23 protein-coding genes and 1 tRNA gene are annotated in these 19794 nt (G+C 43.1%); 19 read left to right on the plus strand and 5 right to left on the minus strand.

Translation table 11 applies throughout. The features are described from left to right. Window positions 1-355 precede the first annotated feature (355 nt). From LRQ06_RS11185 to LRQ06_RS11200, 4 genes are all read left to right on the plus strand, one after another. Window positions 356-727 (plus strand): hypothetical protein, encoded by a 372-nt coding sequence (locus LRQ06_RS11185; protein WP_232766404.1) that lies wholly within the window; start codon window positions 356-358, stop codon window positions 725-727. Further along, window positions 724-1044, plus strand: coding sequence for a hypothetical protein (locus LRQ06_RS11190; protein ID WP_232766405.1), 321 nt, complete (start codon window positions 724-726; stop codon window positions 1042-1044). The genes LRQ06_RS11185 and LRQ06_RS11190 overlap by 4 nt, the downstream gene beginning before the upstream one ends. Window positions 1045-1225: 181 nt before the next feature. Next, a complete protein-coding gene (locus LRQ06_RS11195; RefSeq protein WP_232766406.1) occupies window positions 1226-1630 on the plus strand; it encodes a Fic family protein in 405 nt (134 codons plus the stop codon). Between the two features lie 5 nt (window positions 1631-1635). Continuing rightward, window positions 1636-2250: a Fic family protein gene (locus LRQ06_RS11200; protein ID WP_232766407.1), complete on the plus strand. Its 615-nt coding sequence runs from the start codon at window positions 1636-1638 to the stop codon at window positions 2248-2250. A 242-nt stretch (window positions 2251-2492) separates the two neighbouring features. Here LRQ06_RS11200 and LRQ06_RS11205 read toward each other — a convergent pair. Together LRQ06_RS11205 and LRQ06_RS11210 are read right to left on the minus strand one after the other, a co-directional pair. Further along, window positions 2493-2569 (minus strand) — tRNA-Arg (locus LRQ06_RS11205). Window positions 2570-2611: 42 nt separating this feature from the next. Then, window positions 2612-3814, minus strand: coding sequence for a flagellar assembly protein FlgT (locus LRQ06_RS11210; protein ID WP_232766408.1), 1203 nt, complete (start codon window positions 3812-3814; stop codon window positions 2612-2614). Between the two features lie 160 nt (window positions 3815-3974). Here LRQ06_RS11210 and LRQ06_RS11215 point away from each other — a divergent pair, with 160 nt between their 5' ends. Both LRQ06_RS11215 and flgP read left to right on the plus strand, forming a co-directional pair. Continuing rightward, window positions 3975-4607 (plus strand): FlgO family outer membrane protein, encoded by a 633-nt coding sequence (locus LRQ06_RS11215; RefSeq protein ID WP_232766409.1) that lies wholly within the window; start codon window positions 3975-3977, stop codon window positions 4605-4607. Between the two features lie 13 nt (window positions 4608-4620). Next, window positions 4621-5052, plus strand: a complete 432-nt coding sequence (gene flgP, locus LRQ06_RS11220; RefSeq protein ID WP_232766410.1) for a flagellar assembly lipoprotein FlgP — start codon at window positions 4621-4623, stop codon at window positions 5050-5052. 96 nt (window positions 5053-5148) lie between these two features. Here the strand turns inward: flgP and LRQ06_RS11225 are convergent, their stop codons facing one another. The 3 genes from LRQ06_RS11225 to flgA all read right to left on the minus strand — a co-directional run bounded on the left by LRQ06_RS11225 (window position 5149) and on the right by flgA (window position 6783). After that, window positions 5149-5574, minus strand: coding sequence for a flagella synthesis protein FlgN (locus LRQ06_RS11225; protein ID WP_232766411.1), 426 nt, complete (start codon window positions 5572-5574; stop codon window positions 5149-5151). A gap of 38 nt (window positions 5575-5612) precedes the next feature. After that, window positions 5613-5933, minus strand: a complete 321-nt coding sequence (gene flgM / locus LRQ06_RS11230) for a flagellar biosynthesis anti-sigma factor FlgM (protein WP_232766412.1) — start codon at window positions 5931-5933, stop codon at window positions 5613-5615. Between the two features lie 106 nt (window positions 5934-6039). Beyond that, the gene (gene flgA, locus LRQ06_RS11235) at window positions 6040-6783 is read right to left on the minus strand and encodes a flagellar basal body P-ring formation chaperone FlgA (RefSeq protein ID WP_232766413.1); all 744 of its coding nucleotides are present in this window, start codon (window positions 6781-6783) and stop codon (window positions 6040-6042) included. Window positions 6784-6862: 79 nt separating this feature from the next. Here flgA and LRQ06_RS11240 point away from each other — a divergent pair, with 79 nt between their 5' ends. The 13 genes from LRQ06_RS11240 to flgL all read left to right on the plus strand — a co-directional run bounded on the left by LRQ06_RS11240 (window position 6863) and on the right by flgL (window position 19578). Next, complete coding sequence (locus tag LRQ06_RS11240) at window positions 6863-7792, plus strand: chemotaxis protein CheV (protein ID WP_232766414.1); 930 nt, start codon at window positions 6863-6865, stop codon at window positions 7790-7792. A gap of 9 nt (window positions 7793-7801) precedes the next feature. Then, window positions 7802-8629, plus strand: coding sequence for a CheR family methyltransferase (locus LRQ06_RS11245; RefSeq protein ID WP_232766415.1), 828 nt, complete (start codon window positions 7802-7804; stop codon window positions 8627-8629). Between the two features lie 188 nt (window positions 8630-8817). Beyond that, window positions 8818-9213, plus strand: a complete 396-nt coding sequence (gene flgB / locus LRQ06_RS11250) for a flagellar basal body rod protein FlgB (RefSeq protein ID WP_232766416.1) — start codon at window positions 8818-8820, stop codon at window positions 9211-9213. Between the two features lie 4 nt (window positions 9214-9217). Beyond that, window positions 9218-9634, plus strand: coding sequence for a flagellar basal body rod protein FlgC (flgC, locus tag LRQ06_RS11255; RefSeq protein WP_232766417.1), 417 nt, complete (start codon window positions 9218-9220; stop codon window positions 9632-9634). Window positions 9635-9652: 18 nt separating this feature from the next. Further along, complete coding sequence (flgD, locus tag LRQ06_RS11260; protein ID WP_232766418.1) at window positions 9653-10360, plus strand: flagellar hook assembly protein FlgD; 708 nt, start codon at window positions 9653-9655, stop codon at window positions 10358-10360. A 29-nt stretch (window positions 10361-10389) separates the two neighbouring features. Next, on the plus strand, window positions 10390-11694 hold the full coding sequence (gene flgE / locus LRQ06_RS11265; RefSeq protein WP_232766419.1) for a flagellar hook protein FlgE: 1305 nt from the start codon (window positions 10390-10392) through the stop codon (window positions 11692-11694). Window positions 11695-11877: 183 nt separating this feature from the next. After that, complete coding sequence (locus LRQ06_RS11270) at window positions 11878-12627, plus strand: flagellar basal body rod protein FlgF (protein ID WP_232766420.1); 750 nt, start codon at window positions 11878-11880, stop codon at window positions 12625-12627. Window positions 12628-12648: 21 nt separating this feature from the next. Beyond that, window positions 12649-13437, plus strand: coding sequence for a flagellar basal-body rod protein FlgG (flgG, locus tag LRQ06_RS11275; protein WP_232766421.1), 789 nt, complete (start codon window positions 12649-12651; stop codon window positions 13435-13437). 28 nt (window positions 13438-13465) lie between these two features. Continuing rightward, the gene (gene flgH / locus LRQ06_RS11280; RefSeq protein WP_232766422.1) at window positions 13466-14257 is read left to right on the plus strand and encodes a flagellar basal body L-ring protein FlgH; all 792 of its coding nucleotides are present in this window, start codon (window positions 13466-13468) and stop codon (window positions 14255-14257) included. A gap of 50 nt (window positions 14258-14307) precedes the next feature. Continuing rightward, window positions 14308-15399, plus strand: coding sequence for a flagellar basal body P-ring protein FlgI (locus tag LRQ06_RS11285; protein WP_232766423.1), 1092 nt, complete (start codon window positions 14308-14310; stop codon window positions 15397-15399). Between the two features lie 14 nt (window positions 15400-15413). Then, the gene (flgJ, locus tag LRQ06_RS11290) at window positions 15414-16355 is read left to right on the plus strand and encodes a flagellar assembly peptidoglycan hydrolase FlgJ (RefSeq protein WP_232766424.1); all 942 of its coding nucleotides are present in this window, start codon (window positions 15414-15416) and stop codon (window positions 16353-16355) included. A 142-nt stretch (window positions 16356-16497) separates the two neighbouring features. Next, window positions 16498-18372: a flagellar hook-associated protein FlgK gene (gene flgK / locus LRQ06_RS11295; RefSeq protein WP_232766425.1), complete on the plus strand. Its 1875-nt coding sequence runs from the start codon at window positions 16498-16500 to the stop codon at window positions 18370-18372. A 12-nt stretch (window positions 18373-18384) separates the two neighbouring features. Next, window positions 18385-19578: a flagellar hook-associated protein FlgL gene (gene flgL, locus LRQ06_RS11300; RefSeq protein ID WP_232766426.1), complete on the plus strand. Its 1194-nt coding sequence runs from the start codon at window positions 18385-18387 to the stop codon at window positions 19576-19578. Window positions 19579-19794 lie beyond the last annotated feature (216 nt).

Raw genomic sequence — 19794 nt, forward strand, 5'->3', positions numbered from 1 at the left:
ATTCATTTTGATTTATATAAAATTCCGATGTAATCGAAATTGGTTTTTCAGCTTTTTGCCTTTTATGTTTATCGCTGTTATTTTTTTTGGTTAAAAAACAAACGAAATTTGTTAAAGGATACGTTTGCTTTTTTTAGGTCAGTAACCATAAAGTATTTGAGCTGGGTTGTCTGGTTACTTTCTTAACGTGTACTCATTTTATTGGTAGTCCTTTCTTAAATTTCTTCGCGTTGCTGTTGTACATTCTCTCTGAATTGCTTTTATGGTTCACTTTTTTACCATTTCTTGTTTGTCAGGCAAGTTTTTGCCTCAAAAATTATCGTGTTACAATTTTCTTTTTTGGGAGTTGTCACCTATGGCTAGGTTTGAAAAGTATGTATCCCTGATTATATTTACAGTTCTTGTTTTGGCTTTTTCTGTTGTAAATGGCTATCGATCGGATGGCGACACATTTGAGAAAATAATCAATGGCGTTGGAATGCTAGAATCTCTCCTTGTTCTCGTTGCGCTATTTGGGATCTATAAGGGTAAAGGTGCTGAGTTGTTTCCAGGTAAGCAATTGAAATTATTAGCTTATGGGGCTGTTATTATTACCTTTCTGACATACTTCTATCCATTATTTAGGTACTCAGAACAAAATAGCCGGGACTTTATGTCTACATTTGTTTATGACGTTGTACTGAACATTATTATTTTCATTCTTTTGATTAAGGAATCCAGAAAATGAGTGCTGTCAGTGTTATCTCTGAATTGAAAGGGGGTGCTCCGCTTTTAACGCTAATGAAGATGATCAAAGGGTACTTTGATAGTAGAAGTAGTGCTGATGAATTATATATGGATTTAATACCTGTCTTGCAGGATTTATTACGAGAGGGGCGTGGGTATGATGATCCTTCTGTTCAGCACATTGTTCATATTCTTGGTGAATTACAGCCATATGGTCATCGGAGAGATAATTTTAGAAAGAAATATCTGCAAGATGAATATGGTTTAAGAAGCTTACCCGCTGATCCCAGAGATATTATGGCGGGATATTGGTTCTAAAGTTGAACTTTTTTCATCATATGAAGCCTCGATTGTTCGAGACTTTTTCAATTTTATTGGCCATAACTTTAAAAGCATCAAACTGATCAGAGAGGACAATACTCGGATTCGCTAACCAATTTAACCGATCAAGTAACCGACCAAATTATACTATGGATAAACTGAATCAGAGATAAACACAATGGCTTATACCCCTCCTTTTACAATCACCAATGACATCCTTAATCTGGTTGCCGAAATCAGTAGGTTACTAGGTCGGTTAGAAGTATCAAACCCTGAAATGATGTCGCCACAGTTGCGTCGGGGTAACCGTATTAAAACTATTCAGGCTTCGCTTGCCATTGAAAACAACACATTAACGCTTGAACAGGTTACTTCTGTTATTGAAGGTAAGCGAGTTTTGGGGTTACCGCATGAAATTCAAGAAGTGACTAATGCATTTAGAACCTATGAAAAATTATCGGGTTGGTCTGGAAATTCGATTTCAGATTTACTGGAGGCTCATGGTTTATTGATGTATGGATTAGAAGCGCAAGCCGACACTTTAGAAATAGTGGCGTTGGCATTTACCGAGGCGAAAGTTTGATTCATATGGCTCCGCCCGCTGATCGAGTTCCGGTTTTGGTTGCAGAGCTGTTAGATTGGGTTAATAGAACCGATACTCATCCTTTAATAACCAGTTGTGTTTTCCATTATGAATTTGAGTTTATTCATCCCTTTACTGATGGTAACGGTAGAATGGGCCGTTTATGGCAAACATTATTGCTAAGTGAATGGCAACCTCTATTTGCTTACCTTCCGGTTGAAACTGTTATCAAAGAACAACAGGATGATTATCATCAAGCGTTATCTGATTCTGATAAGCAAAGTGAAGCAACTCCTTACATTCACTTTATTCTGAATGCGTTACTTATTGCTCTAAAAGAAATTGATCATAAACCTATTCGTAATATATCGATTGAATGCGATGTTGAATGTAGTGGATATTTTGTGCTGTTATCCGTACTTAACACTTTAGGTGAGGCATCGCTATCCGAAGTAATGGAAAAATCAGGGCATAAGCATAAACCTTCATTCAGAAAAACTTATTTACTTCCGGCTCTTGAGGCTGGATTTGTTGAAATGCTATATCCTGATTCCCCAAAAAGCCCGAAACAGAAGTACTTACTTTCTGAATCTGGAAGAGCATTATTTACAAAAAGTTAGTGCAATTTTCAGTATGTTATTTGCAATAAATTAAGAATTATTTATAACAGATTTTAAATGATTACCAATAACATTACCTGTCCATCTAAATACCATCGCAGTTATGCCAAGTCTGGTGGTATCAATCCTAAATGGGAAGAGTAAACCCCATTAGATGGCCAACAATACCTTAATTTGCTAAACAACAATCCAAAAAAGCAAAAGGGATAAGTGGTTACTAACCTCTTATCCCTTTCTTGATATGGCGCTCCCGAGAGGATTCGAACCTCCGACCTGCCCCTTAGGAGGGGGCCGCGCTATCCAGCTGTGCCACGAGAGCGTGAGGGGGTATAGTACTGAATTTTAGACAAAACTTCACCTTTCAATTTTGATTTTCTGTCTGTTTGCTCATATGATCGCCATCTTTACGATGGGGTGGGCGATTTGTTGAGGTTTTGTCCTCATTGATTTTGCGCATCACGTCGCCAATCTGTATGCTGTCTGCCAGCGTTGGCTGATCAATTTTTAGCTCAGCATTATCCTGATAAACCCGGGTGACGGTAAGAGTGATGTTACTCTGGGTAACTTTTGTCCGGGAAATACCTCTTTGATCGATAAAGGAACCCGTGTGCCAGAGCCTTAGTGTATCTCCGGCTTTTACTCCATGAATCCGGCCCAGATTCATGGTCACGGTATTACCAAATTTAGCGATGACCTCCGGAAGCGTGATCTTACATGACAGTTCCGCTTCAAAATCAAGCATCATATTCCGGCTGACTCTTAACAACATGTCTCCGTATGCCGACGCCCAAAACCGGGCACTGCGGGTATCGACCTGACTGGTTTTCGGAAATGGCCATCGAGCGACTTCACGGTATTTTCTCTGCATAACTTCATTGCCGGTTTTGCCATCGTAGACCCGGACATTCATAGAAAACTGGCGGTTTATCGTGTCGTCACTGTTAGCGGTAGCAGACAAATCGGTAATCTCGCCGCTGACTAAATATTGTGCCCCTTTGTCCTCGGCAATCATTTCAAGCCGGGAAGGGCTATGGCCGTCAAGGCGGTAATCCGTGGTACCGACAGAAACAAAACTTTGCGAGGTCTGATCAATTTGCCGGTTTAGAACACGGGCGAAATCGGTCCCTAAATCGTAAAGTTGTCCCATGACTGCCTGTTGAGGATTCTCAATATCGAAATTACTTACCAGGAAGGTTTTTTTGTATTGGTCGAAATGGCAACCTCTTGCCGATGGGTAAATGTCAATTCTTGCCTTTACATACATAATGCCGTTTTCTTTGCCGACTTGCTCAACCCATATGTAGCGGACTTCATGGTTGGTAAACAGAAATTCATCTTTTTTCGTATTGAGCAAAGGGAACAGGTTACTGACGCTGCCAATGTCGGCACCGGAAAATCTTGCTGCTTTATAAACCGCGTCTTCCAGGGCATGTATTTTCGCCTGATCTTCTGTTGCGACAATGGCTGAGCTGCCAGTTACCTCATACCAGGCTGCATCAGCCCCAGACACCAAACTTAAGGTGACAGTCAGGCTGGTAATGAGTATTGTAAGTAACTTTTTCATGTATTTTCCAGTTGGGTACGATTTTTGCTTTCAATTAGAGTAACTGTTGTTGGCAACGATACTCTTGAGGTCATACAAGAGAAAAAGCAAAGAGTGTTCCACTTTTACTGTCAAAAATCGGACACTCCTGAGGTTGCTAGAGACATTTGGAGAACTCAACATGAAACAATGGCTTATTTTTGTGCCTGCTTTACTGATGGCCGGGTGTATGGCACCCATTTACAATGGTAAGCAAGAATATAAAGGGGCCCAGTTTATGCTGAAAGAAAGTCCCAGACATACTATGGACTTCTTTGTAGAAAGCATGACTGAAGACCTGATTAAGTCGAATACCAGCATTACGGCCCGGACACCGATTGCGGTGACGTCCTTTGTCGATTTGCAAAACATGGATTCCACAAACTGGCTGGGTAATTCGATTACCGAAGGATTTATCCATCAGTTTCAGGAGCGTGGTTTTAAAGTCGTCGATTTCAAAACCACCGGTGATATTCAGGTTACTCACGAAGGGGATTTCGCCTTCAGCCGGAACTGGAAAGATTTGGCAAAAGAGCAGGATATTCAGTATGTCCTGACCGGAACCATGCTTCGTCAGGAAGGGGGGGTGCTGTTTAATGCCCGGGTCGTGGGGATGCAAACCCGAGTCGTCGTTGCCACGGCACAGGGCTTCTTGCCGGCCGATCGGATCGGGCGTGATTTAGACACATTGAATGCGATGCGTACCAAAGACGGTGTGTTGATTCGCTCAGACCCAACCATTTCTCAGCCTTATACCGTAATATTGAGACCATAAAGGAGAAATAGTGATGCGAGTGTTTTTGTTAATAGCTATTTCCATCCTGATGCTGGGGTGTCAACCATTACAGACGATTAAGAAAGATACTTATCTGACTGCAGTGGGGTATGCTTCCATCGGTGATCAAAAAGGCCGCAATGATGCCGAAAAGCAGGTTCGCGCGATGCGGGCTTCCAAAATTGATGCTTACCGGGAGCTGGCGGAACAGGTGTATGGCATGAGAGTCAGCGGCAGGGCGGATTTGGTTGACCAGCGTCTGGGGACAGAAGAAACTTCAGGCGCCGTAGATGGTATTATCCGTGGTGCGGAAGTGGTCCGGAGTTATAAAGTGGGTGACAGTTATGTAACGGAATTAAGGCTGAACATCCAGAAGATGGATGAACTGCGCAGTTATGGTGAAGTTCAGCAGGTACCCGATAAACGTCAGCAAACACTGTTTTAATATCGTTACCCATTTGAGTTCTCTACAGCAAAAAGCGGCAATGTTTGCCGCTTTTTGCTTCTTTGGTTTTCCGGAAAGGGATTACAGACGAAAACGTTATACTTTCAGGTTGGTTCCCAGAGTGGAAATATTGCTGGTTTTGCCGTCCGAGCTGTAGGTCATGCCTGTTTTCCCCTGGCTCTGCTGCATCAGGTTTTTTAATTTTCTGAAACTGATTTGTGCTCTTTCCAGTGCTTGCCCGTTAATGTCATTGGCTTGCTGGCAAACGGCAACCGTTTCTTTTATCTTGTCAACCCGCATCCGCAAATCATCGTCATCTGTCAGGCTCTTAACATCGGGATGATTTGCTAAACGTTGGTCAGTTGTATTGAGTTGTTCTACAAGTTGTATTTTTTTCTGAGCTATTGATTCAATATCTGCTGATACTCGGGTGGCAATAGCAACCTTCTCATTTTCAAGAAGGGCAAGTAATTCCTGAGCATTATGTAACTGAAAATCGAGTAAATCAGTTAGTACAGCCATCTGCGAATTTTCCTCTTAAACTAACACGGAATGTCGAATTAGTTCAGACCCCCCAGTTCTTTTTCAAACTTAATCATGTTATCAGCGAGTTTATCTGCATCAACAACGTAAGAACCATTGGCAATGGCTTCTTTTATTGCCTGAACTTTTGCGTCGTCGAAAGCAGGGGAAGATGCCAGTTTATCCTGCATTTCTCCAAGCCTCTTACTTTGTGAGCTGATAGATACTGCATCATCATGATTAGAAGCTTTATCAGCACCGTGGGCTTTTGCTTCAGATGAATGATTATCAGCGCGTTGACTGCTTCTGCTCGTATTGGTTAACGAGTGACCAGAGCGGATGTTATCAATGCCTGCCATAACTTGAGCCTTTATTAAATTAACTATTTCGTACCGTCATTATCGACATACTTTATCGATACTTTAGCATTTTATTCAGTAAAATGGTCTTTTTTTGTTCTAAAGCTTAGAATCGTACCGTCACTTCACCACTTCCGGAAACAACCGCGTCGATAATCCTTTTGGATTTATTATTTCTCACGCGAATTTGTTCGCCAAGATTACCATCACTTAATGCTTTTCCCTGAGTGGTAATTTGTAAGCCGTTTTTCCCTGCTCTGATAGTAACATCTTCATTACGGCATACGACACAAATATCTCGGCTATTGATAATGTCACCACTGGGGATGTTACGTTTAACCTTTGAGCCTACTACCTGATTTATTGAAGAAAATCCCTGTTGACGAAAGCGGAGTAAGCTGACCATAGAGAGCCTGATATCCTGATGACTGACCATTTGTCCTTTCGTTAAAGGCGTTACTGCAGTCACGGCAGGAACCGTTACGCTAAGTTTTACCGGAACGTAAACCCGCCAGTTTTCGTCTTTACATTCAATAAGAACAGTGACATTGCTTGCAGAACCATTTTTTGATGATGAAAAAGCAGAAAGTCCTGTTGGACAATCACTGACTTGTAGCCGATTATCTAAGTTAGCAGCATTAGCGGTAATGCTCCCGCCAGCAGGCAGAGAAAATGTTTCTAAAACATAGTTCTCAGCCGTTTTTTTAATGAGTTTAAGTTGTTGGATTGTTGCTGAATGAGCGTTTAAACTAAAGAAAAATAATAAAAAGACGATAAAGCTGTATAAAAGTTTACAGAAAGCTCTACACTTAGTAGTAGAAAATGAAGTCAGAAGCAGATTGGAAAACATAACTTTGTTTCTCTGTTAAGTAAACGCTACATGTAGACTAACATGTTTTAGTGCAAAAGTTTGAGATGGAGATGAGCTTATGACAGGTGTTCTTGATTCTGTGAATCAGCGTACACAACTTGTCGGTCAGAACCGATTAGAATTGTTGACCTTTCGTTTGAATGGTATGCAACGTTATGGAATCAACGTTTTTAAGGTAAAGGAAGTTCTTCAATGCCCTCAGTTAACAATGATGCCGAATCTGCACCCGCTTGTTAAAGGGGTTGCTCATATTCGCGGTCAAACTGTCTCAGTAATTGACTTAAGCCTGGCAATTGGTGGCCGGGAGACAACAGAGATTGAAAAAAGCTTTGTGATCATTGCTGAGTTTAACCGTACTATTCAGGCGTTTCTTGTTAGCTCCGTTGAGCGCATTATCAATATGCAGTGGGAAGAAATTTTGCCACCACCGGAAGGTGCCGGTAAAAGTAATTATCTGACGGCTGTGACAAATATAGATGGGGAACTGGTTGAAATTTTAGATGTTGAAAAAATTCTTGCTGAAATTGCACCTGTCGACGAAACAATGGATACTAGTATCGCAGAATCGATTGATGATGCGATCCAGGAAAAAGAATATGTTAAGCGTATACTGATTGCCGATGACTCCACAGTTGCGCGTAAACAGGTTCAAAGAGCAATCGAATCAATAGGATTTGAAGCAGTTTCCGTTAAAGATGGTAAAGAAGCATACGAAAAGCTTTGCGAGTTGGCTGAAGATGGAGATATTTTCGATCATATATCGTTAGTGATCTCTGATATAGAAATGCCGGAAATGGATGGTTACACACTGACAGCCGAGATTCGCCGAAATCCAAAACTGAAGGATTTGTATGTTATCTTGCACTCATCATTAAGTGGTGTATTTAATCAGGCCATGGTTGAGCGCGTTGGAGCCAACTCGTTTATTGCTAAATTTAATCCGGATGAATTAGGTAATGCGGTGAAAGCTGCCTTAGTGGTTGAATAAGAGAGATCAATGACAGCAATAACAATAAGTGACCAGGAATATAAAGAATTTTGTCGTTTCCTAGAATCACAGTGCGGTATCGTTCTGGGAGACAGCAAACAATATCTGGTACGAAGTCGTCTAAGCCCTTTAGTTAATAAATACAACGTTTCTTCGTTATCAACGTTACTGAAAGATGTGGTAACCGGACGTAACAGGGATATGCGTATTGCAGCGATTGATGCAATGACAACAAATGAAACTTTGTGGTTTCGTGATACCTACCCTTTTGCCGTTTTGTCTGAAAAAATCTTGCCGGATGTAGCTACCAAAAAGAAACCCATTAAAATCTGGTCTTCTGCCAGTTCATCCGGTCAGGAACCATACTCTATTGCGATGACCGTGTTGGAAACACAGCAGAGAAAACCGGGTTTGTTGCCGAATGTTTCGGTGACGGCAACGGATATTTCAACGGTGATGTTAGATATGTGCCGGGCCGGAATATATGACAATTTAGCGTTAGGCCGGGGGTTGTCCATGGAGCGTCGACGGACTTTTTTTGAAGAAGTCGGTGACGGCCGTATGAAAGTGAAAGACAATGTGAAGAGGTTGGTAAACTTTCGTCCGCAAAATTTAATGGAAAGCTATGCGTTACTGGGCAAGTTTGATGTTATCTTTTGCCGCAATGTTTTGATTTACTTTTCGTCTGACATGAAATCAAAAGTATTGAACCAGATGGCGAACAGTCTTAATCCCGGTGGATATTTGTTATTGGGTGCATCGGAGTCATTGACAGGATTGACGGACCGTTTTGAAATGGTCAGATGTAACCCGGGTATTATTTATAAGCTTAAATAAGACGATTCACTTATTGAGAGCCCGGCATTTGCCGGGTTTTTTATATAAAATCTTTCTCATACAATTTGTGGACTGAACTTTGCTTACCTGCAATACGGTTAAATCAATTTTATAATGCGCCAGAAGTTGGTATGTTAATTGCTTTAAAATATACATGGCTTTTTGCTTATTAGGGTTTGGAGTTTGATATGGCAATTTCTTTTGATAAAGCATTGGGGATTCATCAGTACACTGTTGGTGTACGTGAACGCAATTCAGAAGTAATCGCGAGCAATATTGCCCAGGCAAACACCCCGGGATATAAAGCGAAAGGTTTAGATTTCCAGAAAGCACTCAGTGCAGCGGAATCAGGGGCAAGTGTGAATCTTGCCAGAACCGATGGTCGGCATATTCCTGCCTCCATGGCAGCAATAGGGGAAACACTTTACCGTGTTCCGACACAACCGGATACCGGAGACGGAAATACCGTAGATTTGGATTTGGAACGTAATTTATTTATGCAGAACCAGATTCGCCACCAGGCTTCGTTGGATTTTTTAGGCGGAAAATTTAAAAATTTAACGAAAGCGATTAAAGGAGAGTAATTAGATGAGCTTATTTAATGTGTTTAATGTGACGGGTTCAGCAATGAGTGCGGAGTCGGTTCGTCTAAATACTACTTCCAGTAACCTTGCTAATGCGGACAGTGTCGCCAGCTCAGCAAAAGATACCTATAAAGCCCGACACGCGGTATTTGGAGCAGAGTTGAGTAATGCAAGGAATGGAAACGATTATACAGTCCCGGTGAAGGTCATGGGAATTGTTGAGAGTAATAAACCCCTAGTTGCCGAATACAATCCGGAGCATCCATTGGCAAATGAAGACGGATATATTTACAAACCCAATGTGAATGTGATGGAAGAAATGGCAAATATGATTTCTGCTTCAAGGGCTTATCAGACAAACGTTCAGGTGGCGGATGCGAGTAAGCAGATGCTGCTGAGAACGTTGCAGATGGGTCAGTGAGAGTTTAGGAGATAGCATATGGCCGGAGTAAATAATGTTGGTCAAAGTGGCTTGTCTTATATTGATCAGTTAAAAGATCTCCAGGATAAAAGCAAGAAAGATGAAGTCACCGGTAAGCAGGATCTTAAGCAGGAAGATTTCTTATCGCTATTGACCAAGCAGCTTTCCCAGCAGGACCCGTTTAAACCTGTTGGTAATGATCAGATGATTGCCCAGATGGCATCATTTGCCACTGTTGATGGTATTGGCAAAATGAACAATCAGTTTGAAAGCTTAAATTCATCATTGACATCTAATCAGGCTTTGCAGGCATCATCACTGGTTGGACGCGATGTTCTGATTAAAAGCCCTCATAGCATGAAGAAAGATGATGGTGGAATGGCTGCGATGGTCAAATTACCAAAATCAGTCGATAACCTTTATGTCCGGGTTGAGAATCAGGCTGGTCAGCTTGTGCGGACTTTGGATGCGGGGGCGAAACCTGCTGGTGATAACCGCGTCGAATGGGATGGCAAAGATGAAAAAGGCAACCCTTTGCCGGCCGGTCAGTACAGGATTAAAGCGGCAGGATTGGTGGATGGTAAGAGTACAGAATTTGAAGTATCGACGTATGCAAACGTCAATAGTGTCCTGCTTGGAAAGGGTAATGGTAACGTACTGCTCAATCTGGCTGGCTTTGAATCGCCAGTTCGACTTGCTGAAGTACTAGAAGTTGGCAAAGCGTAACCGACGCTAGCTAGATAGGAGAATTTACGATGTCATATATATCTCTAAGTGGTTTATCCGCAGCTCAGTTAGATCTGAATACCACGAGTAACAACATAGCTAACGCCAATACGTTTGGCTTTAAAGAGTCTCGTGCGGAATTTGGTGATGTGTATTCTAATTCACTGTTCACGAATTCTAAAACGACTCCTGGGTCAGGTGTTCAGGCAAATAAAATTGCTCAGCAATTTCATGAAGGGTCCAGTATTTATACGAATAACCCGATGGATTTGCGGATTTCCGGTACCGGTTATTTTGCGGTCGCAAAAGACAAACTTGTTCCGCAGCAAAACGAACTGACCCGTAACGGCGCTTTCCATCTCGATAAAAACAACTATATGGTGACATCGAATGATGAATATCTGATGGGTTATCAGGTGAACAAAGATACTGGAGACGTTTTATCTTACGAGGCTTCACCGGTAAATATTCCGGCGGAATTCGGTAAACCGAAACAGACGGCAAATATTGAGGTCGGTGTGAACCTTCCGGCAAACGGCAAACTGAAAGATCCGGCACTGTTTGATTATACGGATCCGGAAACGTATAACCGCTCTACGTCATCGACCATTTATGACTCGATGGGTCAGGCTTATAAGATGACGTCTTATTATCTGAAGGATCAGACTCAGGCAAATACCTGGCAGGTTTACTATACTGTTACGGATAAAGAAGGCGAAAAACCAATCAATATCGTTGGTGGTGATGCAACGGCAGGATCGGGTCAGACCGGACATACTCTGAAGTTTAATAATGATGGTACATTGGCAAGCATTAACAGTGGCCAGAATGTGGTTTCCGAGCCTCTTGGCGCCGGTGCCAATCCTCTCAATCTGAATGGGGCTGATATTAATCAAACCCTGTCTTTTGGACTGGATGCCGCCACTCAGTTTGCAGCGCCGTTTGAACTGACCAAATTTGATGAGGACGGAGCGACAACCGGTTTCTTAACCAAAGTCGATTTTGATGAGAACGGTAGTATCCTCGGTACTTATTCAAATGGTGAAAATGTGATTCTGGGACGTGTTGCCTTAGTTCGTGTTGCCAATGAACAGGGACTGGATAAAAAAGGTGCAACCCAGTGGGATACCACTCAGGAATCGGGTGATAAAATCTGGGGGGAATCGAATAAAGGTTCTTTCGGTACGATTACCAGTGGTACATTAGAGCAGTCAAACATTGATATGACTCAGGAGCTGGTGGATCTGATATCGGCTCAGAGAAACTTCCAGGCTAACTCCCGTGCACTGGAAGTGGATAACCAGTTACAACAAAATATTCTGCAAATTCGTTAATCCACAAGCGGTAAATCAGCGGCAACGCGGATTTACCGCATTGCCGTTTTTTTATCTGATACGGCAAATAACCGTCCTTCTATAATCCATCTATATTTTCCTATCTTAATGATAATTAAATAAAAAATAACATGGCACATAATTTGCTTTTTCTAGTTTGTATAACGAATTAGGAGCGGAAAAATGGACCGTGCTTTATACCTGGCAATGAGCGGCGCTAAGCAGAATATGCAGGCAATGCAATTACGGGCAAACAATCTGGCTAATGTGAGTACCACCGGTTTTCGTGCTGATTTAGCTCAGGCAAGAGCCATGCAGGCGTATGGCGAAGGCTTACCAAGCCGTGTATTCAGTATGACGGAACGTCCGGGGAGTAATTTTGCTCAGGGTAGTGTAATTACAACCGGGCAGGATACAGACATCACGGTTCAGGGCGATGGCTGGATTTCCGTTCTGGATGCCACCGGTAAAGAAGGTCTGACCCGCAATGGCAATCTGTCAATTGATAAAAATGGCTTGCTGCATAATGGTCAGGGGCATCTGGTGCTAGGTGATAACGACGCTCCGATTAATCTGCCTATTCCTCTGAGTAAAATCGAAATTGGCAATGATGGCACGATTTCGGTTCTGCCTAAGGGAGCGCCGGCCAATGCCATGGAAATTGCCGGACGAGTGAAATTAGTCAAACCGGATGACCGTTCATTGTACAAAGATACCAACGGTTTGTTCAGAGCCAAAGATCCCAATCAGACATTTACGGCCGATGCCGGAGTTAAGTTACTGACCGGTGTTCTGGAGGGCAGCAATGTGAATGCTGTTGGTGAAATGACGAGTTTGATTGATTTGCAGAGACAATATGAAATGCAGGTCAAAATGATGAGTACCGCTGAAGATATGGACAAAACGTCCGATTCATTACTTCGTACAAGTTAATCTGAGAATTAGGAGACGATTATGCAGCCGGCTTTATGGGTGAGTAAGACAGGGCTTGACGCTCAGCAAACAAATATCGCCACTATTTCAAATAACCTGGCGAACGCTTCAACGGTTGGATTCAAAAAGGGCAGGGCTGTTTTTGAAGATTTGTTCTATCAGAATATCAACCAGCCTGGCGGTCAGTCATCACAGAATACGGAACTACCCAGCGGTCTGATGCTTGGGGCCGGGTCTAAGGTGGTTGCGACGCAAAAAGTCCATACGAATGGAAATGCGCAAACAACATCAAACAGCCTGGATATGATGATTGAAGGTGATGGTTTCTTCCAGATTCTGTTACCGGACGGCAATATCGGCTATTCCCGCAATGGCCAGTTTACCCTGAACTCTGAAGGGGCCATTGTTACCTCCGGTTCCGGTTATCCGTTGCAGCCGGAAATTGTGATTCCTCAGGATGCAATTTCCATTACTATCGGTAACGATGGTGAAGTGTCAGCACGTGTTCGCGGGCAGCAAAATAACCAGGTTCTGGGACAGATTACAACCGTAGACTTCATTAACCCGGGTGGCCTTGAACCAATTGGTCAGAACTTATATCTGCCAACAGGTGCAAGTGGTGATCCTCAGGAAGGGGTTCCCGGTCTGGATGGGTTGGGAAACATTCGCCAGTCAATGCTAGAAAGCTCAAATGTTAATGTGACGGAAGAATTGGTTAACCTGATTGAAGCGCAGCGGGTGTATGAAATGAATTCCAAAGTCATTTCGGCCGTTGACAAAATGATGAGTTACGCAAATCAACAGTTATAGCGGTAAGGAATAAAAGAGGTTAATCACGATGAGAACGATTATTTTCCTGTTAGCAAGTGTGCTGTTGCTGTCCGGTTGCGAACTGATACCAACGACAAAAGACGATGCCGTGACGGATCAGGGTACCACGCTTGTGGATGCGGTTGAAGGTGATAAATCGGAAGACAATTCGTCATCTGGTGGCCTTTTGACGAATGCCCTGAGAAGCCGTAAGGATCCGGTGGCCAATGATCCGGCCTGGGCTCCGATACATCCTAAAAAGCATCGTGAGCATTATGCTGCTGAAACCGGCTCTTTATTTAGTCTGACAAACAACAGCAGTTTATATGATGACTTAAAACCCAGAAAAATTGGCGACATTATTACCGTCACTCTGAACGAGAATACCAAAGCGGCAAAAAGTGCCGATGCGGATCTGGCTAAAAATAATGACGCTTCCATGGACCCTTTGGAAATGGGCGGACAGGAGCTGAAAATTGGTGATAATAATCTGTCCTATAAGTTAAAAAACGGCAATAAATTTTCCGGTAGTGCGGCTGCGAACCAGAGTAACAGCATTTCCGGTACGATTACGGTACAGGTGATCGAAGTGTTAGCCAACGGTAATCTGGTGATTCGTGGTGAAAAATGGCTGTCCCTGAATACCGGCGATGAGTATGTCCGGCTGAGCGGAACCATTCGTCCGCAGGACATTACTTACGATAATACGGTTGCTTCTGACCGCATTGCAAACGCCAGAATTCAGTATTCCGGTACCGGAACCAATCAGGATATGCAGGAACCGGGAACATTGGCACGATTTTTTAATGTCGCTCTTTAGGTAATATTGAAAGTCGAAGTTTTGACAGAATCGAGTTGTAGGGTGATGACATGAATAAATGGCTTATCAGTTTAGTGAGTCTTTTGCTGGTTTCCTGGGGAGCGGATGCAGCGAGAATTAAAGACGTTGCACAGGTTGCCGGAGTCCGTAGTAACCAGCTTGTCGGTTACGGGTTGGTAACAGGACTTCCTGGTACTGGTGAGTCGACTCCATTTACAGATCAAAGCTTCAATGCCATGTTGCAAAATTTCGGAATTCAGTTGCCGGAAGGAACCAGCCCCAAGGCAAAAAACATTGCTGCTGTCATCGTTACGGCAAAGCTCCCCGCTTTTACCAAACAAGGTCAGACGATTGATGTCACCGTGTCATCCATAGGATCAGCAAAAAGTTTACGCGGCGGAACGCTGATGCAAACCATGCTGAAAGGGCTTGATGGAAAAGTATATGCCGTTGCTCAGGGAAATCTGGTTGTCAGTGGATTCAGTGCTGATGGGGCCGACGGTTCAAGTATCGTCGGGAATAATCCGGCGGTTGGTATGATCTCCAGTGGTGCGATTGTTGAACGGGAAGTTCCGACGCCATTCAGCCGTGGGGATTATATTACCTTCAATCTTCTGGATTCGGATTTTACCACTGCTCAGCGTATGACTGATGCGGTGAATAACTTTTTAGGGCCGGGTATGGCGTCGGCGGTTGATGCGACTTCTGTAAAGGTCCGGGCCCCAAGAGATGCGAGCCAACGGGTTGCTTTCTTATCTGCGATTGAAAATTTGGAATTTAATACCGCAGAGGGCGCAGCAAAAATTATTGTGAATTCCCGGACTGGAACCATTGTTGTCGGCCAGCATGTGAGACTGAAACCCGCTGCGGTGACTCACGGTGGCATGACTGTTGCAATCAAAGAAAAACCGACAGTCAGTCAGCCTAATGCACTGGCAAACGGTGATACAACTGTTGTCCCCGATTCTGATATTTCAGTGACGGAAAAGCAGGGGAAAATGTTTAATTTCCAAACCGGTGTGACGTTGGATGATTTAGTCAGGGCAGTGAATGAAGTGGGCGCAGCTCCTTCAGATTTGATGGCGATTTTGCAGGCACTTAAACAGGCCGGTGCCATCGAAGGCCAGCTGATTATTATTTAATTAAGGAGAGAGAAATGGCTGATAGTGTCAATGATATTAGTTTTACTCAGGATTTAACTCAACTTGATAAATTACGTCAGGCTGCTGTCAACGGTAATAAGAGCAGTGAAAAAGCGGCGCTTAAATCTGCTGCTAAGCAGTTCGAATCTATTTTTTCGAACATGCTGTTTAAATCGATGCGTGACGCGAACTCGGAGTTTAAATCAGATTTGCTGGATACCCGGACGCAGGATTTTTACCGTCAGATGTTAGATGAGCAACGGGCCAGTGATTTAAGTAAGTCAGGTAGTCTCGGTCTGGCTGATATGATAGTGGCTCAGCTATCGGCCGGAATTCAGGGAACGAATCCGTCCGGAAAAGATGGTTTGCAGCAAGCTCTCGAACGGGTTCGTGAATCAAATAGTCGTTCTTCCACTTCCGATCTGAAGGACATTTTTTCTGCGGGTGCTGCTGTAAATAGCGCTACACAGACAACAAATTCGGAGTTTAAAGGTCCACGGGATTTCATCAGTAAACTGAAACCTTATGCCGATAAAGCCGCGAAATCTCTGGGTGTTGATCCATCACTATTACTGGCTCAGGCCGCATTAGAAACCGGCTGGGGTGATAAAATGGTTAAAAATTCGTTAGGTAGCAGTAATAATTTGTTTAACATTAAAGCGGATAAAAGTTGGCCAGGTGATAAAGTTGCCACACAAACTCTGGAATATGAAGGCCGGACGCCGGTGATTGAAAACGCGTCTTTCCGGGCTTACGATAACTTCCAGGACAGCTTTAACGACTATGTTCGTTTCCTGAACTCGAATCCACGCTATGAAACTGCGCTTCAGAATAGTAAGAGCAGCAGTGATTTTATTCGCGGTATTCATAGCGCAGGTTACGCAACGGATCCTGATTACGCTGATAAAGTCTTACGGGTTAAAAATCAAATAGATCAAATGAATTCATCTTTGTAAATCCACAGGTATTTTGCCTGACTTTCTGCTTTATTTGCGCCAGTTCTTCTGGCGCTTTCTTTATCTGTCTCTTAAGTGGCACACATATTGCTTTATTTAGTATGTCTTTCTTTTTGGCAAAGATTTAACTTCGGGGACTCCTATGGCGTCTGATCTATTAAATGTTGGTACTCAGAGTGTTTTAACAGCACAACGGCAGTTGGGAACGACCGGTCATAACATTTCTAATGTTAATACCGAGGGTTACAGCCGTCAGTCGGTTATTCAGGGTACAAATATGCCTCGTCAGTACGGGGGTCAGACTTATGGTATGGGTGTTCATGTGGAAAATGTTCGCCGCTCATGGGATCAGTTTGCCGTTAAAGAATTAAATCTTGCCACTACTGACTATTCCAAAAAACGCGATACCGAAGAAAATCTGAATATGCTATCTGGCATGCTTTCTTCGGTGGCTTCCAAAAAAATTCCGGAAAACTTAAATGAATGGTTTGATGCCATTAAGACTTTAGCTGACACTCCCAATGATGTCGGTGCCCGCAAGGTGGTTCTGGAAAAAGCCAACTTGGTTGCACAAAACCTGAATGATTTCCATGACACCGTCAGGCGGCAATATGAAGTCACGAATAAAGGGTTAGAAGTCGGTGTCAAACGGATTAACCAACTGGCAATCGAACTTCGGGATCTTCAGCGTTTGATGATGAAAACACCGGGTCCTCATAATGACCTGATGGATCAGCATGAAAAGCTGGTTAAAGAATTATCTCAGTACACCAAAGTGACCGTTACAAAACGAAAAAATGCGGAAGGATTTAATATCCATATCGGCAACGGTCATACATTGGTTTCCGGCACAGAAGCCAGTCAGTTAAAACTGATTCCTGGCAAGCCCGATACTCATCAGCTTCGGTTAGCGATGGTTGAGGGGAAAGGGATCAAACCCATTAGCCACAGAGATATCGATGGAAAATTAGGCGCATTATTTGATATGCGTGATAATCAGATTCCCCATCTGTTGGATGAAATGGGACGTATGACCACTGCGCTTTCCTATGAAGTCAATGATCTTCAGTCTCAGGGACTGGATTTACGTGGTGATATCGGTCAGAAAATGTTTACGGATGTTAACTCGGAAGAGATCGCCAAATCTCGTGTGGTCACCGGCAGTAATTCAGAAGCCGATATGGAAGTGTATATCGATGACATTACGCAGTTAAAAGGTGGGCAATATTCTCTTCTTTATGATGGCAGTGATTACATTACTACTTTACCGGATGGTGAGCAGAAAGTATTAGAGCCGTCTGGTGGTGAATTAAATATTGATGGTCTGAGAATCAAAATTAACAATGAGCCGGAGAAAGGCGAACGGATTCTGATTCGTCCGACACGGGATGCGGCACGCCAGATTAAAACTATGTTTAATGACCCGACAAAAATTGCCGCTCAGAGTTATGAAGCATCGACAACTTTTGCCCTGGGTACGGCAGAATTCAATATCCTGGCCGCCGGGGATTTACGGGAATTCGAAGTGGATGTTTCGGATTTAGGTAACACATTCAGCGTTAAAGATAAAAATGGCAAGGTGGTTTTAAAAGATGAGGACTACCCACCATCCGGTCCGGTGACTGTGATGGGGACTACTTTTGAATTAACCGCTGGCGCATTACCAAAAGATAAGTTTACTGCCAACCTGGTACCGTCAGAAGGTGATAACGGTAACCTGCGTAAAATGCAGGATCTGCAGACCGCGAAAAATATGAATGACAATGAGTCGACACTGATCGATCTATATCAGGACTTAAATACCAATGTCGGACTCAGAATGTCGACTGCTTCACGTCTGACTGATGTGGCCAGAATAGAAAAACAATCGGCTGAAGAACGTATTGCTTCGGTATCCGGGGTTAACCTGGATGAAGAAGCGGCCAATATGATGAAATTCCAACAAGCGTATATGGCGTCTTCCCGGATTATGCAGGCGGCAAATGATACGTTTAATACCATTCTGCAGTTAAGGTAGGGAGGAAGATAGATGTTTAATCGTATTGCAAGCTTCCATAATTACCAGGCCGTTCAGAATGATTTGCGCCGTCAGGAAGCGAAAGTTCATCATAATCAGGCTCAGTTAGCGTCCGGAAAAAAGTTGTTACAGCCAAGCGATAATCCACTCGCGACTCATTATATTCAGAATGTCGGACAGCAGGAAGAACAGCTAAAACAGTATCTGGATTCAATTATTCTGGTCAGAAATCGTCTGGAACATCAGGAAGTCATTATTTCCAATGCGGAAGAGTTTACCGATGACGCTAAACGAAACATTATGGAGATGATTAATGGGTCACTATCCTCGGAAGACAGGATAGCCAGAAGACGCGAGCTGGAAGAGCTGAGAAATAATATGCTGAATCTGGCAAATGTTCAGGATGAATCCGGTAATTATATTTTTGCCGGAACCAAGCCGGATAACCAGCCTTTTTTCCGGGATAAAGCCGGAAATGTGACGTATTCGGGGGATGATTACCAGAGAAAAATGCGGATCTCTAACAGTCTGGAAATGCCATTTAATGACCCGGGTAATAAAGTGTTTATGAACATAGAGAATCCGTTTGGTAATTATGAGCCGGACTATAAGTTACAGGAAGGGTCGGAATTACTGCTGGATAAAGCAGTGAATACCGATCCGGATGATGATTCTTCTTATAAAGTGACATTTGTTGATCTGGGTAATAACCAATTTGGTTATGACCTGGAAAAGAATGGCAGTTCTGTTCAGAGTGGAGAGTTTAATCCTAAAACCGGGATTCAATATGAAGGTCTTACGATTCACTTAAAAGGTCAGATTACGAAAGGGGATTCGATCGAACTTAACCGCCGGGACACATTCAGTGTGTTCGATACCTTTAAAAATGCTTTACAGGCAGCAAAAGGCTCGGTATCGGATGCGTCTAACTCAGCAAAGTTACAACAGTATACAGCAGAATTTCAGGCAGCATTTACCCATATCACCAAAGTCAGAACGGATATCGGGGCTCGCCTGAATACACTTGATCTCCAGGAAGAGCAGCATCAGGACTTTAAGGTCAGCCTGGCAAAATCAAAAAGTCAGTTTGAAGATCTCGATTACGCAGAAGCGGTCATTGATTTTAATGAGAATACCCGAGCGTTACAGGCATCTCAACAGGCCTTTGGTAAGACAAAAGATTTAACACTTTTTAACTATATCTAACTTTCATTGCCTTATGTGCATTGGCCATAAGTGCGAAAGGAGATTGGTTTTCTCTGCAAATCAGGGCAATAGCCGGAAATGCAGGGTGGCAAGAGCGGCAAGCAGGCGGCAAAGTTCCGTTGAATTTTTCCAGATTCAGTTTGTGTTGATTGCCAATATTAAGGAAGTATCAATAACTGATATTTAAGTTATTGAAAAACAATAAAATAAAAATTT

This window comes from Vibrio salinus, from assembly GCF_021272385.1.
In the GTDB taxonomy this organism is placed as follows: Bacteria; Pseudomonadota; Gammaproteobacteria; order Enterobacterales; family Vibrionaceae; genus Vibrio; species Vibrio salinus.

Coding starts and splice junctions, on each gene's coding strand:
- LRQ06_RS11185 (WP_232766404.1), top strand. CDS start 356: ATGGCTAGGTTTGAAAAGTATGTATCCCTGATTATATTTACAGTTCTT.
- LRQ06_RS11190 (WP_232766405.1), top strand. CDS start 724: ATGAGTGCTGTCAGTGTTATCTCTGAATTGAAAGGGGGTGCTCCGCTT.
- LRQ06_RS11195 (WP_232766406.1), top strand. CDS start 1,226: ATGGCTTATACCCCTCCTTTTACAATCACCAATGACATCCTTAATCTG.
- LRQ06_RS11200 (WP_232766407.1), top strand. CDS start 1,636: ATGGCTCCGCCCGCTGATCGAGTTCCGGTTTTGGTTGCAGAGCTGTTA.
- LRQ06_RS11210 (WP_232766408.1), bottom strand. CDS start 3,814: ATGAAAAAGTTACTTACAATACTCATTACCAGCCTGACTGTCACCTTA.
- LRQ06_RS11215 (WP_232766409.1), top strand. CDS start 3,975: ATGAAACAATGGCTTATTTTTGTGCCTGCTTTACTGATGGCCGGGTGT.
- flgP (WP_232766410.1), top strand. CDS start 4,621: ATGCGAGTGTTTTTGTTAATAGCTATTTCCATCCTGATGCTGGGGTGT.
- LRQ06_RS11225 (WP_232766411.1), bottom strand. CDS start 5,574: ATGGCTGTACTAACTGATTTACTCGATTTTCAGTTACATAATGCTCAG.
- flgM (WP_232766412.1), bottom strand. CDS start 5,933: ATGGCAGGCATTGATAACATCCGCTCTGGTCACTCGTTAACCAATACG.
- flgA (WP_232766413.1), bottom strand. CDS start 6,783: ATGTTTTCCAATCTGCTTCTGACTTCATTTTCTACTACTAAGTGTAGA.
- LRQ06_RS11240 (WP_232766414.1), top strand. CDS start 6,863: ATGACAGGTGTTCTTGATTCTGTGAATCAGCGTACACAACTTGTCGGT.
- LRQ06_RS11245 (WP_232766415.1), top strand. CDS start 7,802: ATGACAGCAATAACAATAAGTGACCAGGAATATAAAGAATTTTGTCGT.
- flgB (WP_232766416.1), top strand. CDS start 8,818: ATGGCAATTTCTTTTGATAAAGCATTGGGGATTCATCAGTACACTGTT.
- flgC (WP_232766417.1), top strand. CDS start 9,218: ATGAGCTTATTTAATGTGTTTAATGTGACGGGTTCAGCAATGAGTGCG.
- flgD (WP_232766418.1), top strand. CDS start 9,653: ATGGCCGGAGTAAATAATGTTGGTCAAAGTGGCTTGTCTTATATTGAT.
- flgE (WP_232766419.1), top strand. CDS start 10,390: ATGTCATATATATCTCTAAGTGGTTTATCCGCAGCTCAGTTAGATCTG.
- LRQ06_RS11270 (WP_232766420.1), top strand. CDS start 11,878: ATGGACCGTGCTTTATACCTGGCAATGAGCGGCGCTAAGCAGAATATG.
- flgG (WP_232766421.1), top strand. CDS start 12,649: ATGCAGCCGGCTTTATGGGTGAGTAAGACAGGGCTTGACGCTCAGCAA.
- flgH (WP_232766422.1), top strand. CDS start 13,466: ATGAGAACGATTATTTTCCTGTTAGCAAGTGTGCTGTTGCTGTCCGGT.
- LRQ06_RS11285 (WP_232766423.1), top strand. CDS start 14,308: ATGAATAAATGGCTTATCAGTTTAGTGAGTCTTTTGCTGGTTTCCTGG.
- flgJ (WP_232766424.1), top strand. CDS start 15,414: ATGGCTGATAGTGTCAATGATATTAGTTTTACTCAGGATTTAACTCAA.
- flgK (WP_232766425.1), top strand. CDS start 16,498: ATGGCGTCTGATCTATTAAATGTTGGTACTCAGAGTGTTTTAACAGCA.
- flgL (WP_232766426.1), top strand. CDS start 18,385: ATGTTTAATCGTATTGCAAGCTTCCATAATTACCAGGCCGTTCAGAAT.